General features: G+C 67.5%; 12 protein-coding genes. 8 read left to right on the top strand and 4 right to left on the bottom strand.

Features of this window, described 5'->3' with window-relative positions:
* Positions 1 to 101: 101 nt before the first annotated feature.
* Both PIB44_RS00335 and rpe read right to left on the bottom strand, forming a co-directional pair.
* The gene (locus PIB44_RS00335; protein WP_278070045.1) at positions 102 to 1,916 is read right to left on the bottom strand and encodes a heparinase II/III family protein; all 1,815 of its coding nucleotides are present in this window, start codon (positions 1,914 to 1,916) and stop codon (positions 102 to 104) included.
* Complete coding sequence (gene rpe, locus PIB44_RS00330) at positions 1,913 to 2,593, bottom strand: ribulose-phosphate 3-epimerase (protein WP_278070044.1); 681 nt, start codon at positions 2,591 to 2,593, stop codon at positions 1,913 to 1,915. The genes PIB44_RS00335 and rpe overlap by 4 nt, the downstream gene beginning before the upstream one ends.
* A gap of 334 nt (positions 2,594 to 2,927) precedes the next feature.
* On the opposite strand from rpe, the gene PIB44_RS00325 reads away from it, so the two are divergent.
* Positions 2,928 to 3,908 carry a magnesium transporter CorA family protein gene (locus PIB44_RS00325; protein ID WP_278070043.1) on the top strand — a complete coding sequence of 327 codons (981 nt, stop codon included), beginning with the start codon at positions 2,928 to 2,930 and terminating at the stop codon, positions 3,906 to 3,908.
* Here the strand turns inward: PIB44_RS00325 and PIB44_RS00320 are convergent.
* Entirely contained in the window at positions 3,905 to 4,636 is a 732-nt protein-coding gene (locus PIB44_RS00320; protein WP_025976312.1) for a TetR/AcrR family transcriptional regulator, read from the bottom strand. The two genes, PIB44_RS00325 and PIB44_RS00320, sit on opposite strands and share 4 nt — an antisense overlap.
* A gap of 177 nt (positions 4,637 to 4,813) precedes the next feature.
* On the opposite strand from PIB44_RS00320, the gene PIB44_RS00315 reads away from it, so the two are divergent.
* The 7 genes from PIB44_RS00315 to PIB44_RS00285 all read left to right on the top strand — a co-directional run bounded on the left by PIB44_RS00315 (position 4,814) and on the right by PIB44_RS00285 (position 16,297).
* Entirely contained in the window at positions 4,814 to 7,024 is a 2,211-nt protein-coding gene (locus PIB44_RS00315; protein WP_278070042.1) for a TonB-dependent receptor, read from the top strand.
* A gap of 137 nt (positions 7,025 to 7,161) precedes the next feature.
* A complete protein-coding gene (locus tag PIB44_RS00310; RefSeq protein WP_278070041.1) occupies positions 7,162 to 8,535 on the top strand; it encodes a spinster family MFS transporter in 1,374 nt (457 codons plus the stop codon).
* A 165-nt stretch (positions 8,536 to 8,700) separates the two neighbouring features.
* A complete protein-coding gene (gene sucC / locus PIB44_RS00305; RefSeq protein ID WP_278070040.1) occupies positions 8,701 to 9,891 on the top strand; it encodes an ADP-forming succinate--CoA ligase subunit beta in 1,191 nt (396 codons plus the stop codon).
* A 56-nt stretch (positions 9,892 to 9,947) separates the two neighbouring features.
* The gene (gene sucD, locus PIB44_RS00300; RefSeq protein WP_024354482.1) at positions 9,948 to 10,850 is read left to right on the top strand and encodes a succinate--CoA ligase subunit alpha; all 903 of its coding nucleotides are present in this window, start codon (positions 9,948 to 9,950) and stop codon (positions 10,848 to 10,850) included.
* Between the two features lie 342 nt (positions 10,851 to 11,192).
* On the top strand, positions 11,193 to 14,207 hold the full coding sequence (locus tag PIB44_RS00295; protein ID WP_278070039.1) for a 2-oxoglutarate dehydrogenase E1 component: 3,015 nt from the start codon (positions 11,193 to 11,195) through the stop codon (positions 14,205 to 14,207).
* 55 nt (positions 14,208 to 14,262) lie between these two features.
* Entirely contained in the window at positions 14,263 to 15,771 is a 1,509-nt protein-coding gene (odhB, locus tag PIB44_RS00290; protein WP_278070038.1) for a 2-oxoglutarate dehydrogenase complex dihydrolipoyllysine-residue succinyltransferase, read from the top strand.
* A gap of 91 nt (positions 15,772 to 15,862) precedes the next feature.
* Positions 15,863 to 16,297, top strand: coding sequence for a hypothetical protein (locus tag PIB44_RS00285; protein ID WP_278070037.1), 435 nt, complete (start codon positions 15,863 to 15,865; stop codon positions 16,295 to 16,297).
* Here the strand turns inward: PIB44_RS00285 and PIB44_RS00280 are convergent.
* Positions 16,294 to 16,560, bottom strand: coding sequence for a DUF6356 family protein (locus PIB44_RS00280; protein WP_278070036.1), 267 nt, complete (start codon positions 16,558 to 16,560; stop codon positions 16,294 to 16,296). The genes PIB44_RS00285 and PIB44_RS00280 overlap by 4 nt on opposite strands.
* Positions 16,561 to 16,585 lie beyond the last annotated feature (25 nt).

The following is a 16,585-nucleotide window of genomic DNA, read 5'->3' as shown; positions in this document are numbered from 1 at the left end:
CCCAGCCTGTTTGGATTGGCGCCTGATCCTCGGGTCAAGCCCGAGGATGACGGAGGGAGCGAGGGAGGCGCCGAGGCATTTCTGAAGCGCCTCGACCGGCTTTAGTCCGGATCGCCGCTCGCGCCGGCCGGGCTCAGCTTCCAGCGGACCTTGGTTTCGGCGTCGGTGCGGGCCGAGCCGCGCACGACGATCTGCAAGGAGCGGCGGGTCAGGCCTTCGTCGATGTGGACGGCGGGCTCGATGGCCACGTCGGGGCCGTCGCTGCGGAACCACCAGCCGCGTCCGGACGGGCCGCGCAGCAGGATGGAGCGGCGGTCGCGGGCCAGCGAGGCCTGCACCCCCGGCTCCAGCTGGAAGCGCAGGGCGTAGGGGGCGGCGATGGCGCGGGTCGCTTCGGGGCGGCCTTCGGGCGGGTGCAGCCGCTCCTCGGCGCGCAGTTCGTCCAGCCGCTGGTCGATGTAGAGGCGGCGCTGGTGCATCAGGCCGTACTGCGCCATCCAGCCGTCGTGCTCGACCTCCAGCCAGACGGCGCCGTCGCCTTCCTGATGCTGGCGGGTGACGTGCAGGGCGGGGCCGACGAGGCGCGGGCCCAGCAGCTCGCCCTTCCAGCCCGCCAGAGGCTCGGCCAGAGGCTGTTCGCCCAGCGTCAGGGTCGAGGCGCCCGGCGTCAGGCGCAGGGCCTGTCGGTCCAGGGCGCGCGGCGTCCATCCCGCCGAGGTGAACAGGCGGTCGCGGCCGCAGACGACCTCCAGGGCCGCGGGCTGGCCGCAGGCGGCGGCCGACCAGGCGTTGCGCGCCGGGGCCTCGACATCGACCACGACGGTCAGCAGGGGGCTGGAGACGCGCAGCAGGCCGCCGACCACGCCGCTGGGCGGGGCGGCGGGGGCGTCGTCATGCGCGCGGGCGGCGGCGATGCGCTCAGGCGTGGAGGGGCCGCCGCCCTGAAACACGGCCAGCTTCCGATCGGGCAGGGTCTGCAGGCGCAGGGCCATCGTCAGGCGCGAAATGGCCTCGGCCACCGGCTCGGGCGTGACTTCGGACAGCTGGGCCAGGGCGTCGTCCAGCGTCAGCAGGTCGAGCAGCAGCTCCAGCCCCCTTTCCGGCGCGCGCGAGGCGTGGGCGCCGTCGGGGGCGACCGTGGCGGTCAGGGCGGCGGGCAGACGTTTCAGCGCCTTGTTGCGGATGGCGGCGCCGGCCTTGCCGGTCAGGGCGCATCCCGCGACGGCGGCGGCGGTCAGGCGCTCGGCCCGGCCCAGGATCCCGCCGGGCGGCCGCAGTAGCTGGCGCGCCTGATGGGCCAGGATGTCGGTCAGCTTCAGGCGCTCGACCTCGGTCGCTGCGCCCGCCAGCCGCCGTCCGGCGCAGGCCAGGTGATAGACGCGGCGGGCCAGAATGTCCGGATCCCAGGAAAAGGGCGACCAGCGGCTGAAGACTTCATGCCAGGCCAGGGTCAGGGCCAGGACTTCGCGCACGCCGCGATCGCCCTGGGCCATCATGGCGGGCAGCCAGTTGAAGCTGTGCAGCTCGACGGCGAAGGCGCGGCTGGGCGTCGGGCTATTCCACAGCTCGGTCGGCGTTCCGGCGTCCAGGCTCAGGCCCGCCAGCGTCAGCTTGCCCGACAGCAGGGGGCGCGGCGCCTCTTCGGGCAGGGGGCGGAAGTCGCGCGGGCTGACGGCGAAACCCTCGGCGGTCGGACCGCCCAGCGTCAGGCCGTAGCCGGGCAGGCCGTAAAGTTCGATCCACGCCTGGCGCGCCACCAGCCCCTTGGCGACCGAGGCCCACAGGCGCGGGTCCGGTCGGGCGCCAGAGGCGGGGCGCACGGGGGTCCGCATCGGGGCGCCCTTCAGGCCGGGGATGTGCCCTTCGGCCAGGGGGACGTCGCTGTCGCGCGGGGCGAAGGGGCCGAGGGGGCTCACGCGGCGGCGGCCTTCAGGGCCTGGATATTGGCGGCATAGGCGTCCGGCCCGCCCTTGAAGACGAAGGAGCCGGCGACCAACGCATCGGCCCCGGCGGCGACGCAGGCCCCGGCGTTGGCGGCGACCACCCCGCCGTCCACTTGCAGGTGCGCCTTTGATCCGGCGCGGTCGAGGATGGCGCGGGCGCGCTCGATCTTCCGCAGCGAGGTCTCGATGAATTTCTGACCGCCGAAGCCCGGATTGACCGACATGATCAGCACCAGATCGACCAGTTCGACCGCCTCTTCCAGCACGCTCAATGGCGTGGCCGGATTGAAGACGAGGCCCGCCTTGGCGCCCAGCTGGCGGATCTGGCCCAGCGTGCGGTGGACGTGGGGGCCGCTTTCGGGATGGACGCTCATGATGTCGGCGCCCGCCGCGCGATAGGCCTCCAGCCAGTTGTCGACCGGCGCGACCATCAGGTGCACGTCGAACGGAAGGCTGGTGTGGGGCCGCAGGGCTTTCACCACGTCCGGGCCGATGGTCAGGTTAGGCACGAAATGGCCGTCCATGACATCGACGTGGATCCAGTCGGCGCCGGCTGCCTCCAACGCGCGGATTTCCTCGCCCAGCCTGGAGAAGTCGCTGGCCAGGATGGAGGGGCAGATCAGCGGGGCGGTCGCGGTGGTCTGGGTCATGGCCCTGCGACTTACGTGGGTGTGAGGCGAGGGGCAAGCCGGGCTGCGGACGCAAGGTCGCGTCTTCCGCATGGATTTCGATCAGGCGGGGCTTTTGCGGGCGCTGGGCGGAAAGGTCATGCTGAAGCCTCAGCCGGGTCTTGGCGGAGGGGCGGGCGGTTGACCCTGGTTTGCGAACGGGTCAAGACGCCTGCGCCGTCCAGATGCCTGTCGTGGGGCGGCGTCTTTTTGGAAACCCTCAGATGAACCCCGAAGACCGAAGTCTGTCTTCAACTTCTTCGACGCTCTGAGGACGTTCGCTTCCGCGCGAGCGCCCTCGCGAAAGGAAGCAACCATGCTGAACGCCTATGACTGGCGGGCCGATCGGCTCGTGCGCCTCGATACGACCGTGGATCACGGCCCCGCCTGCTGGATCGATCTTGTCTCTCCGACCGCGCAGGAGGCGGCGGCTCTGGAGATCCTGACGGGCATCGACCTCCCCAGCCGCGACGAGATGGACGATGTCGAGCCGTCCGCCCGCCTCTACGCTGAAGACGGGGGCGTCTTCATGATCGCCGCCGTGGCGACGGATCTAGAGACCCACGATCCGATCAAGACGCCGGTGACCTTCATCCTGAAGGGCGGGCGGCTGGTGACGGTCAGCTACGGCCAGCCGCGCTCCTTCCAGACCTTCATCGCCCACGCCACCCACAAGCCCGGCGAGCGGCTGGCCAGCGGCGAGGCCGTGATGATGGGGCTGATCGAGGCGGTGATCGACCGCTACGCCGATGCCCTGGAAACCAAGGGGCTGGAGCTGGACGCCATCTCGCGCATGATCTTTCGCAAGCGCGACCCCAAGGCGATGGAGAGCCACAACCTTCAGGCCGTGATCCGCGACATCGGCCGGGCGGGCGACTTCCTGGGCCTGATCCGCGAGAGCCTGTCCAGCCTGCAGCGCCTGCTGGCCTATCATGCGGCCGTGTCGGGCGCGCGGGCCGGGAGCAAGGCCGATCGCGAGGCGCGCCAGACCGTGCGTCTGCTGCAGCGGGACGCGGCGGCGCTGAGCGAGCTCAGCGTCTCCATGTCCTCCAAGGTGACCTTCCTGATGGACGCCACTCTGGGGCTGATCAATCTGGAGCAGAACCAGATCATCAAGATATTCTCGGTCGCGGCCGTGGCCCTGCTGCCGCCGACGCTGATCGCGTCGATCTACGGCATGAACTTCGACGTCATGCCGGAACTGCACTGGCGGTACGGCTATCCGGCGGCGGTGGGGGCGATGATCCTGTCGGCGGCTCTGCCTTATTTCGTCTTCCGCAAGAAACGCTGGCTCTAACCGTCCTGAGACGGGCCGCAGACCGCGCGGAAACCGGCGGCGGCGAAACGCACCATGTAGTCGCAGGCGCTGTCCAGGTCGCCCGACCGGCACAGGCCGCCGGACAGGCGATCCAGCCGCCCCGTCTCGCCCAGCGTCAGGGTCAGGGCGCCCGACAGGTTGTGCCAGGCCCAATAGAGCTGCTCGTCCCGCGCCTCCGGCATGATGCGTTTGACCAGCTCAAGCAGGCGTCGGATGGCCGGGTCGAAATAACGGGCCATGGTCTCGCCGCCGAAGGCAGGCTGGGCGTTCGTCTGGGCCACCAGGGCGGCGTAGTGCTTCCATCCCGGCCCGCCCTTCAGCGACCATTGGAAAGGCGGGCGCAGGAAGGCTTCGAGCAGGCCTTCCAGCGTCATGGCCGGGCCCGTCGCCTCGGCGTAGCGATCCATGGCGGCGACGCGCTCGCTGTTCCACACCTCGGCGCGGCGGTTGAAGACGGAGTCGAACAGCTCCTTCTTGGCCCCGAAATAATAGTGGACCAGGGCCGTATCCACGCCCGCCTCGCGCGCCACCTCGCGGATGGTGACGCCATAGAAGCCGTGCTTGGAAAATAGGTCCTCGGCCGCGTTCATGATGGCGTCGCGGGTCTCTCCAACGGCGGACGCCTTGGATTTCTTGGGCCGACCGCGCCGCGCCGGGGCGGCGGGCGAGGGGGGAATCTGGGGCGGCGGCAGGTCGCTCTTCGTCATGGTCGGAAGCTAGTCGCGCTTTGGGGGTTAGTGCAACGGCGCCACAGGGAGGGCCTTTCCGTGACGCAAATCAGGCTTGGCCGTTTGACAGCCGGCCGAAACCCGGTCACCTATGCTGAAAATCATTGAACGCTGAATAAAAGCGTCGATCGGGCCGGAAACATGATTGGGATTGAAATGAACAGACTCGTGAAAACCGCCCTTCTGGCGGGCGCCGCCTTCGGCGTGATGGCTTCGGCCGCGCAGGCGCAACAGGCTCCGGCCATGGAGGCGCAGGCCTCGACTGTCGACGACATCATCGTCAGCGCGCGCCGCCGTGACGAAGCGCTGAAGGACGTGCCGGTGTCGGTGTCGGCCATGAGCGCCGAGCGCCTGGAGCAGACCGGCGCTTCGGACATCACCGCCCTGCAGCAGCAAACGCCCAACGCGACCGTTCAGGTGGCGCGCGGGTCCAACTCGACCCTGATTTCCTTCATTCGCGGCATCGGCCAGCAAGACCCGCTGTGGGGCTTCGAGCCGGGCGTGGGCCTGTATGTCGACGACGTCTATGTGGCGCGCCCCCAAGGCGCCGTGCTGGACATCTTCGACATCGAGCGCATCGAGGTCCTGCGCGGGCCGCAGGGGTCGCTGTACGGCCGCAACACGGTCGGCGGCGCCATCAAATACGTCACGTCGCGTCTGGCCCCTGACGCGCCGGAGCTGACGCTGCGCGGCGCTTACGGCAGCTACAACCAGATCGATCTGCTGGCCCAGGGCTCGATGCCGGTGACCGACAAGCTGCGCATCGGCGGCGCCGTCGCCAGCTACAACCGCGACGGCTACGGCGAGAACCTGAACACGGGCGCCGAGCACTACGACAAGGATGTCCTGGCCGGCCGCGTCAGCGTCGAGTTTCAGCCCACCGACAACACCTTCTTCCGCCTGGCCTATGATCGCGTCGAGGACCGCTCGAACCCGCGTCACGGCCACCGCGAGAAGGCCGGCGTCGGCCCCGGCGCCGGCGTTCCGGGCAGCGTCTATGACACCTACGCCGGCCTGGGCGACCGCAACAAGGTCACCACCGAAGGCGTCTCGCTGACGGCTCAGGTCGACCTCAACGACGTGTGGGCGGTCAAGTCGATCACCGCCTATCGCTCGGGCGACACCGACACCCTGATCGACTTCGACAACACCCCGGCGCCGACGCTGGACGTGCCGGCCATCTACGGCGACCACCAGTTCACCCAGGAATTCCAGGCGCTGTTCAGCACCGACCGGATTCAGGGCGTGGCGGGGATCTTCTACCTGGACGGCACCGCCTCGGGCGCCTTCGACACCATCGCCCAGAACTTCGGCATCGTCATCGGCACGGCCGGTTACGTGAAGACGACCAGCATCGCGCTGTTCACCGACATCAACCTGGACCTGACCGATCGTCTGCACCTGGGCCTGGGCGCGCGCTATACGGTTGACGACAAGACCGGCCACGTGTTCCGCGCCAACTATCTGGGCGCGACCCGCAGCCCGCTGCTGGGCGGCACGGCGCGCGCCCCGATCCTGCTGCGCACCGACTACACGCGCTCGAACAGCTTCGATCAGTTCACGCCCAAGGCCTCGCTGTCCTACGACTTCTCGGATCGCATCACCGGCTACGCCTCCTACTCCAAGGGCTATAAATCGGGCGGCTTCGACATGCGCGGCGACGCCATCCTGACGCCGAACACGGTCAACGGCTATCAGCCGGAAACGGTCGACTCGTATGAAATCGGCCTGAAGGGTTCGGCCTTCGACCGTCGCCTGAGCTTCGCCTCGGCCGTCTTCTACAACGAGTACCAGGACCAGCAGGTCACCACCCAGGTTCCGGCCGTGGGCGGCATCGCCAGCTTCGTCGACAACGTCGGTTCGTCCAAGTTCTACGGGGCTGAAGTCGAAGGCTCTCTGATCCTGACCGATAGCCTGACGGCCAACTTCGCCGTCGGCTACCTGGACTCCAAGTTCGAGCAGTTCCTGCGCTACAACCTGACCACCCAGAAGTACGAGGACATCTCCGACCTGGTCGTGCTGCAGAATGCGCCCAAGTGGACCGGCTATTTCGGCCTGACGTGGCTCGGCGAAGTGGCCGGCGGCTCGCTGGCGGTGACGCCCTCGGTCAGCTACCGCGATGACTACAGCCAGTTCGAGTTCCCCAACCCGGTGCTGGACCAGGACGCCTTCGCCCTGGTGGACCTGTCGGTCGTGTGGACGGACCCCAGCAACAAGTGGACCGTCGGCCTGTACGGCAAGAACCTGACCGATGAGGAATACCGCGTCGGCGCCTACAACTTCGCGGGCGCGGCCTACAACGACTCCCTGATCGGCTACTACGGCCCGCCGCGCACCGTCACGGCGTCGCTGCAGTACAAGTTCTGATCGGGTTTTTTCTCCTGAACGCCTGATCATCTGATCACGGGCGGCGGTTCGCTGGAGCCGCCGCCCTTCTTTTTTCCATGGCGCGGGGCGGCCAGGCCGTTACCGTCGCGGGACAGCAAACTAGTCGGGGAACGTCCATGAGTGAGATCGGAGCGGCCAAGGCCGAAGCAGCGGCGGTCGACGCCCGCGCCGCTTCGCCGGGCTATCGCTACTATGTGCTGGGGATCCTGATCCTCATCTATATGCTGAACTTCCTGGACCGGCAGATCATCGGCATCCTGGCCGCGCCGCTGAAGGCGGAGTTCAACCTCAGCGACACTCAGTTCGGCCTGCTGGGCGGCCTGGCTTTCGCCCTGCTGTATTCGACCCTGGCGATCCCCATCGCCTGGCTGGCGGACCGCTTCAGCCGGGTGTGGATCATGACCGGCGCCCTGACCATCTGGTCCGGCTTCACCGCCCTGTGCGGCGTGGCGGGCGGCTTCGGCTCTCTGTTCCTTTGCCGGATGGGCGTGGGCATCGGCGAGGCGGGCGGGGTGGCCCCGGCCTATTCCCTGATTTCGGACTATTTTCCCAAGTCGCAGCGGGCGCGGGCCTTGGCGGCCTACGCCTTCGGCATTCCGCTGGGCATGGCGGCGGGCACGCTCGTGGGCGGCCTGCTGGCGGCGACCTACGGCTGGCGCACCGCCTTCATCGTCGTCGGGATTCTGGGCGTGCTGGTGGCCCCGGTGCTGCGGCTGACGGTCAAGGATCCCAAGCGCGGCGGCCTGGACGTGGAGCCCTCTGCGCCGACTGCAGCGCCGGTCGAGGCGCCCAAGGCGCCGCCCTTCATGCAGGTGGTGCGCACCCTGGCGCCCAAGCCCAGCTTCTGGCTGCTGTCGTTCGGCGCGGCCGCCTCGTCGGTGTGCGGCTACGGCGTCGCCGCCTGGCTGCCCAGCTTCTTCATGCGCAGCTTCGGTCTGAGCCTGTCGCAGACCGCCTGGTATTACTCGGCCATCGTCCTGGTCGGCGGGGTGGCGGGCATCTGGCTGGGCGGGTCGATGGCGGATCGCCTGGGCAAGAAGTCCAAGTCGGCCTATCCGCTGACGCCGGCGATCGCTTTCCTGATCTCGGTGCCCTGTTTCATCCTGGCGATGAACTCAGGCGCGGTGGTCGGCGCCGTCATGCCGGGCTCGGACCCCAACGGCTTCGCCTCCCTGGCTCTGGCCTTCGCGATCTTCCTGATCCCCACGGGGCTGAACCTGGTGTGGCTGGGGCCGATCACGGCGGCGGTGCAGCATCTGGGCGGGCCGTCGATGCGGACCACGGCCTCGGCCCTGTTCCTGCTGATCAACAACCTGCTGGGGATCGCCGTCGGCATCTATTATTTCGGCTGGATGAGCGACCTGCTGCGTCCGACCTTCGGGGAGGAGAGCCTGCGCTGGGCCATCTATACCGGCATGGGCTTCTACCTGCTGTCGTCGGCCCTGTTCATCTGCGCCTCGCGGACGCTGAAGAACGACTGGGTCGACTGACCGCCTGAAAAACAGTCTGGGCGGCGGCGGCGCGGGGCCGCCGCCCGGCATTAGAAAATCCTTGTGAGGCCATAAACAGACAGGCGGTTGCGCTGGCGAAGGCGCGACGCCTATAAGCGCGGCCAAAGTTTCCACAAACCTCCCTCAGAACGGCGCGGGTCCAACATGAACATTCACGAGTATCAGGCCAAGCAGGTCCTCAAGGGCTACGGCGCCCCGGTTGCGGACGGCGTCGCCATCACCTCGGCCGACCAGGCCGAAGCCGCCGCCAAGCAACTGGCTGGCCCGCTCTATGTCGTGAAGTCGCAGATCCACGCCGGCGGCCGCGGCAAGGGCAAGTTCAAGGAACTGGGCGCCGACGCCAAGGGCGGCGTGCGTCTGGCCTTCTCGATCGAGGAAGCCGTCGCCCACGCCAAGGAAATGCTGGGCAACACCCTGGTGACCGCCCAGACGGGCGAGGCCGGCAAGCAGGTCAACCGCCTGTACATCGAAGACGGCGCCGACATCGCGCGTGAGCTGTACTGCTCGCTGCTGGTCGACCGTTCGGTCGGTCAGACGGCCTTCGTCGTCTCGACCGAAGGCGGCATGGACATCGAGGAAGTGGCCCACGCCACGCCCGAGAAGATCCACACCATCGCCATCAACCCGGAAACCGGCGTGACCGCCGAGAACATCGCCGCGATCAACGCCGCGCTGGAGCTGACGGGCGACGCCGCCGAAGACGGCAAGTCGCTGTTCCCGATCCTGTACAAGGCCTTCGTCGAGAAGGACATGGACATGCTCGAGATCAACCCGCTGATCGTCATGGAGAACGGCCGCCTGCGCGTTCTGGACGCCAAGGTCTCGTTCGACGGCAACGCCCTGTACCGCCACGAAGACATCCGCGCCCTTCGCGATGAGACCGAAGAAGACGCCAAGGAAATCGAGGCCTCCAAGTGGGACCTCGCTTACGTGGCCCTGGACGGCAACATCGGCTGCATGGTCAACGGCGCCGGTCTGGCCATGGCGACGATGGACATCATCAAGCTGTACGGCAAGGAACCCGCCAACTTCTGCGACGTCGGCGGCGGCGCCTCGAAGGAGAAGGTCGCAGCGGCCTTCAAGATCATCACCGCCGACCCCAAGGTCGAAGGCATCCTGGTCAACATCTTCGGCGGCATCATGAAGTGCGACGTCATCGCTGAAGGCGTCGTCGCCGCAGTGAAGGAAGTGGGTCTGAAGGTGCCGCTGGTCGTGCGTCTGGAAGGCACGAACGTCGAGCTGGGCAAGAAGATCCTGAACGAGTCGGGTCTGGCCATCACGGCCGCCGATGACCTGGACGACGCCGCCCAGAAGATCGTCGCGGCGATCGCCTAAGGCTCGGCCTTAACGACGACCGCCTCGCAGACACACAGATTTCAGAGCACAGACACATGTCCATCCTCGTTAACAAGAACACCAAGATCCTGGTCCAGGGCCTGACCGGCAAGACCGGCAGCTTCCACACCGAACAGGCCCTGGCCTACTACGGCACGCAAATGGTCGGCGGCATCCATCCGGCCAAGGGCGGCCAGACCTGGACCGGTTCGCACGGCGAAAGCCTGCCGATCTTCGCCTCGGTCGCCGAAGGCAAGGAGCGCACCGGCGCCGACGCCTCGGTGATCTACGTCCCGCCGGCAGGCGCGGCCGACGCCATCATCGAAGCCATCGAGGCCGAGATCCCCTTCATCACCTGCATCACCGAAGGCATCCCGGTGCAGGACATGGTGCGCGTCAAGGCCCGCCTGGACCGCTCCAACTCGCGCCTGCTGGGCCCGAACTGCCCCGGCGTCCTGACCCCGGAAGAGTGCAAGATCGGCATCATGCCGGGCTCGATCTTCAAGAAGGGCAACGTGGGCATCGTCTCGCGCTCGGGCACCCTGACCTATGAAGCCGTGTTCCAGACCACCAACGAAGGCCTGGGCCAGACCACGGCCGTCGGCATCGGCGGCGACCCGGTCAAGGGCACCGAGTTCATCGACGTGCTGGAAATGTTCCTGGCCGACGACGCCACTGAGTCCATCATCATGATCGGCGAAATCGGCGGCGCGGCCGAAGAAGACGCCGCCCAGTTCCTGATCGACGAAGCCAAGAAGGGCCGCAAGAAGCCGATGGCCGGCTTCATCGCGGGCCGCACGGCGCCGAAGGGCCGCACCATGGGCCACGCCGGCGCTGTCGTCTCGGGCGGCAAGGGCGATGCGGAATCCAAGATCGCCGCGATGGAGGCTGCGGGCATCCGCGTCTCGCCGTCGCCGGCGCGTCTGGGCACGACCTTGGTGGAAGTGCTGAAGGGCTAAAGCCCTTCAGCGGCGCCTCTTTGGAGGCGCGGCGCTAACGCTCGCGACGCGGTCGCTCGCTGCTTGAGCGCCGGATTCACTCAAGGGTGGGTTTGGCGCTGAGCGGGGGCGGATTGGACTAAAGTCTAGTCGATCCGCGTTCCGGGGACGTTTTTCGCGCCGTGTGACCTTTTGTAACGCCTCCGGAATCGTCCGGAGGCGTTTTTTCTTGCGGAATCGACCAAATTCCACCCGCTCCGCCTCCCTTCGGTCATGACCAGTAAGGAAACAGGGCCTATATGAACGGCGCTGCTCTCCGCGCGGCTGTGCGCGGGCGGTTGTAAAGGGACGATTGAAAGAAAAATGGCGGACGATGCGGGTCGGCTGAACCAGGTCTTTGCCGAGACCTCCTTCCTCTATGGCGCGAACGCGGCCTTCATTGAGGACCTGCACGAAAAATGGGCCTCGGACCCCGGCTCGGTGTCGGGGGAATGGCGCGCCTTCTTCGATCAGTTGAAGGACAACGCCGACCTGGTGAAGCAGTCGGCCGCCGCCGGCTCTTGGGGCCGTTCGGGCGCGACCGAGCCGACCGAAGAGACCGCCGTGTTCGATGGTCGCTGGCCCGCCCCCAAGGTCGATCCCAAGGCCGCCGGCAAGCCCGGCGCGCGCCCGGCTCCGGCTGCAGCTGGCGCCGGGGTTTCGGCCGCCGATGTGCGCGCGGCCGCCCACGACTCCATCCGCGCCCTGATGCTGATCCGCTCCTATCGCGTGAACGGCCACCTGCAGGCGAACCTGGACCCGCTGGGCATTGAGCCGCCGGTTCAGAACCCGGAGCTGACGCCCGAATTCTACGGCTTCACCGAAGCCGACATGGACCGTCCGATCTATCTCGACGGCGTGCTGGGGCTGGAGACCGGTTCGCTGCGCCAGGTGATCGAGCTGCTGCGCCGCACCTATTGCGGCAGCATCGGCGTGCAGTTCATGCACATCGCCGAGCCGGAAGAAAAAGCCTGGCTGCAACAGCGCATCGAGGGCCCGGACAAATACGCCCAGAACGCCTTCACCAAGGAAGGCAAGCTGGCCATCTTCAAGAAGCTGGTCGAGGCCGAGGGCTTCGAACGCTTCCTGCACAAGCGCTTCCCCGGCACCAAGCGCTTCGGTCTGGACGGCGGCGAAGCCATGGTCCCGGCGCTGGAGCAGGTGATCAAGCGCGGCGGCGCCCTGGGCGTCGACGAGATCGTGCTGGGCATGGCGCACCGCGGCCGCCTGAACGTTCTGGCCGCGGTCATGGGCAAGCCCTACAAGGCCATCTTCCACGAGTTCCAGGGCGGTTCTTCCGTCCCCTCGGACATCGAAGGGTCGGGCGACGTCAAATACCACATGGGCGCCTCGTCGGACCGTGAGTTCGACGGCCACAGCGTCCACCTGTCGCTGACCGCCAACCCCTCGCACCTTGAGATCGTCAACCCGGTCGTCCTGGGCAAGTCGCGCGCCAAGCAGGCGTTCGACATTCGCGAGGCCGAGGTCAACCTGGGCAAGCCGGACGCCGAATGGGTGCTGGACCGCTCCAAGGTCGCGCCTCTGCTGATCCACGGCGACGCCGCCTTCGCCGGCCAGGGCGTGGTCGCTGAATGCTTCGCCCTGATGGGGCTGAAGGGCTACCGCACCGGCGGCACCCTGCACTTCGTCATCAACAACCAGATCGGCTTTACGACGGCGCCGCGCAACTCGCGCTCTTCGCCCTATCCGTCGGATGTGGCCCTGATGGTTCAGGCGCCGATCTTCCACGTCAACGGCGACGACCCCGAAGCGGTCGTCTTCGCCGCCAAGGTGGCCACCGAATACCGCCAGAAGTTCCACAAGGACGTGGTGGTGGACATGTTCTGCTACCGCCGCTTCGGCCACAACGAAGGCGACGACCCGACCTTCACCCAGCCGCTGATGTACGCCAAGATCAAGAACCAGCCCTCGACGCTGGAGATCTACACCAAGCGCCTGATCGCCGAGGGCGTCATCACCCAGGCCGAGGTCGACGCCGAGATCGCCCGCTTCGAGGCCTTCCTCGACGCCGAGTTCGACGCCGGGAAGACCTTCGAGGCCAAGAAGGCCGACTGGCTGGACGGCGAGTGGAAGGGCCTGGGCGTCGACGCCGGCGACGACCAGCAGCAACGCGGCAAGACCGCGGTCGCGGCGGACAAGCTGCGCGACTACGGCCACCGCCTGACCACCATTCCGAACAACGTCGACGTGCACAAGACGCTGAAGCGCGTCATCGAGACCCGTCGCGAGACGGTGTCGGCCGGCGAGAACATCGACTGGGCCACGGCCGAGAGCCTGGCCTTCGCCAGCCTGCTGGACGAGGGCTACAACATCCGCCTGTCGGGCCAGGACTCGGTGCGCGGCACCTTCTCGCAGCGCCACTCGGGCATCACCGACCAGACGACCGAGCAGCGCTACTTCCCGCTGAACAACCTGCGCGAGGGCCAGGCCCATTTCGAGGTCATCGACTCGGCCCTGTCGGAAGAAGCGGTGCTGGGCTTCGAGTACGGCTATTCGCTGGCCGACCCGAACACCCTGACCATGTGGGAAGGCCAGTTCGGCGACTTCGTGAACGGCGCCCAGGTGGTGATCGACCAGTTCATCTCTTCGGGCGAGCGCAAGTGGCTGCGCATGAGCGGCCTGGTGATGCTTCTGCCGCACGGCTATGAGGGCCAGGGCCCCGAGCACTCCTCGGCGCGTCTTGAGCGCTTCTTGCAGCAGTGCGCCGAGAACAACATGCAGGTCGCCAACTGCACGACGCCGGCCAACTACTTCCACATCCTGCGTCGCCAGCTGCACCGCTCGTTCCGCAAGCCGCTGATCCTGATGACGCCCAAGTCGCTGCTGCGTCACAAGAAGGCCGTCTCGACCCTGGCCGACATGGCCGAGGGTTCGTCCTTCCACCGCGTGCTGCGCGACGACGCCCAGCTGCGTCCGGACGTGGCGGGCGTGACGCTGAAGGCCGACAAGGACATCCGCAAGGTCATCGTCTGCTCGGGCAAGGTCTATTACGACCTGCTGGACGCGCGCGAGAAGGCCGGTCGCGACGACATCTACATCCTGCGTCTGGAACAGTTCTATCCGTGGCCGATCAAGTCGATCTCGGCGGAACTGGCGCGCTTCCCCAACGCCGACCTCGTCTGGTGCCAGGAAGAGCCGAAGAACATGGGCGGCTGGACCTTCGTCGATCCGTGGCTCGAGCTGACGCTTGAGAAGCTGGACGTGAAGGCCAAGCGCGCGCGCTACGTCGGTCGTCCGGCCTCGGCCTCGACCGCTGCGGGCCTGATGAGCCGACACCTGAAGGAACTCGAGACCTTCCTCGCCGAGGCCATGGCCTGACCGCCGCGCCTGACCTAAGAAACACGTTAAGTTCAGACACGAAAAGACACTGAAGATGGCCGATATCCTCACCCCCGCCCTCGGTGAATCCGTCGCCGAAGCCTCCATCGCCAAGTGGACCAAGAAGGTCGGCGACGCCGTCAAGAAGGACGAGGTCCTGGTCGAGCTGGAAACCGACAAGGTCTCGCTGGAAGTCGTCGCCCCCGCCGACGGCGTGCTGTCGGCGATCAACGCTGACGAGGGCGACACCGTCGTCCCCGGCACGGTGCTCGGCGCTGTGACCGAAGGCGGCGCAGCCGCCGCCCCGGCTCCGGCTCCGGCTGCTGCTGCGGCGCCCGCCGCCGCCCCGGCCGCTTCGGGCGGCGCTGGCGTCGACATCGCCGTGCCGACGATGGGCGAAAGCGTCGCCGAAGGTTCGATCGGAACCTGGCTGAAGAAGTCGGGCGACACCGTCGCCAAGGACGAACTGCTGGTCGAGATCGAGACCGATAAGGTGGCCGTGGAAGTCTCGGCCCCGGCCGCCGGCGTCTTGACCATCACCGCCGCCGACGGCGCCACCGTGACCCCGGGTCAGGTGATCGGTTCGGTCGCCGCTTCTGGCGCTGCTGCTGCGGCCGCTCCGGCTGCGGCCGCCGCCCCGGCCAACACGGGTTCGGCCCAGGTCCAAGGCCAGGACAAGGCCTCGGCGCACCTGTCGCCCGCCGTCCAGCGCGTGGTTTCGGAAAACAACCTGAACCCGGCCTCGCTGTCGGCCTCGGGTCCGAAGGGCAACATCACCAAGGCCGACGCTATCGCCGCCATCGGCGCCGCCGCCCCGGCTGCGCCCAAGGCTGCTGCGGCTCCGGCCGCTCCGCGCGCCGACCAGCCGCGCGAAGAGCGGGTGAAGATGACGCGCCTGCGTCAGACCATCGCCCGTCGCCTGAAGGAATCCCAGAACACGGCCGCCCAGCTGACCACCTTCAACGAGGTGGACATGACCAACGTCATGGCCCTGCGCGCCCAGTACAAGGACGTGTTCGAGAAGCGCCACGGCGTGAAGCTGGGCTTCATGTCCTTCTTCACCAAGGCGGTGGTGCAAGCCCTGCACGAAATCCCGGCCGTGAACGCCGAGATCGACGGCGCGGACATCATCTACAAGAACCACTACGACATCGGCATCGCCGTCGGCACCGACAAGGGCCTGGTGGTTCCGGTCCTGCGCGACGCGGATGCGCTGTCGCTGGCCGGCATCGAGAAGGGCATCGCCGCCCTGGGCAAGGCCGCCCGTGACGGCGCCCTGACCATGGATCAGATGCAGGGCGGCACCTTCACCATCACCAACGGCGGCACCTATGGCTCGCTGATGTCGACGCCGATCTTGAACACGCCGCAGTCGGGCATCCTGGGCATGCACAACATCGTGCAGCGTCCGATGGCCATCAACGGCGAGGTCAAGATCCGTCCGATGATGTACCTGGCCCTCAGCTACGATCACCGCATCGTCGACGGCAAGGAAGCCGTGACCTTCCTGGTCCGCATCAAGGAACTGCTGGAAGACCCGGCGCGCGCCCTGCTGGACCTGTAAGGTCGGCGCGACGCGAACGAGTGACGACGGCGGGATCTTCGGGTCCCGCCGTTTTCATTTGCGGGCGGCGCCGGCGTGCTAGGCTGAAGGCATGAGCCTGGTCGAGATCGCCCGCTTTCAAGATGTTTACGAGGCCGATCTGGCGGCGGCCTTCCTGTCGGCGCACGATATCGAGGTGTCCGTGACCGAGCGGTTCCAGACCACGGTCGACCCCTTGATGCAGCGCGCGCTCGGCATCCGCCTGATGGGGCGGGCGGATCAGGCTGATCAGGCGCGCGACCTGCTGAAACGCGCGCGGGCCGGAGAGTTCGCCACGGAGGAGGGCGATGACCTGAACGCGCCCGAAGCGACCGTCCGTGCAGCGTCGCGCGGCTTGGCCCTGTTGGCGTTCGCGTCGGGCGCGGGCTTTGTCGGCACCAGCCTGCCGCGTCGGTTCAGCGCCTTTCAGTGGGCGGGCCTGGCGATCCTGGCTGCGGTGGCGCTGCTGAGCCTGGCCCTGTGGGTGGTCGCAACCCTGAACGCCTAGAGGCCGACGTCCCAGACGCCCGCGTCGCGCATCCGGCATTCGCGGGCCTCGGCGGCGCGGCCGCCCATGTCATGGGCCATGCCGCGAATGGCGTCGGACACCGTGGTCTTGTGACGGCCCGGCACGACGGCGTGGATGAAGGCGCAGCCGGCCAGACGCAGCAGCTTGAGGCCGAAGCGCGACGAGGCGGCCATATGCTCGAAATAGGTCTCGTTGACCTCACGCGGGTGATCGCGGAACAGACGATTGAAAGCGTTCGACATGCAGCCAGCCTAGCGTGTTCGCGCC

This window comes from Brevundimonas sanguinis, from assembly GCF_029636725.1.
Lineage (GTDB): Bacteria > Pseudomonadota > Alphaproteobacteria > Caulobacterales > Caulobacteraceae > Brevundimonas > Brevundimonas sanguinis.
The sequence above is the reverse complement of the archived record's forward strand: the minus strand, read 5'-3'. Positions and strand labels throughout refer to the sequence as shown.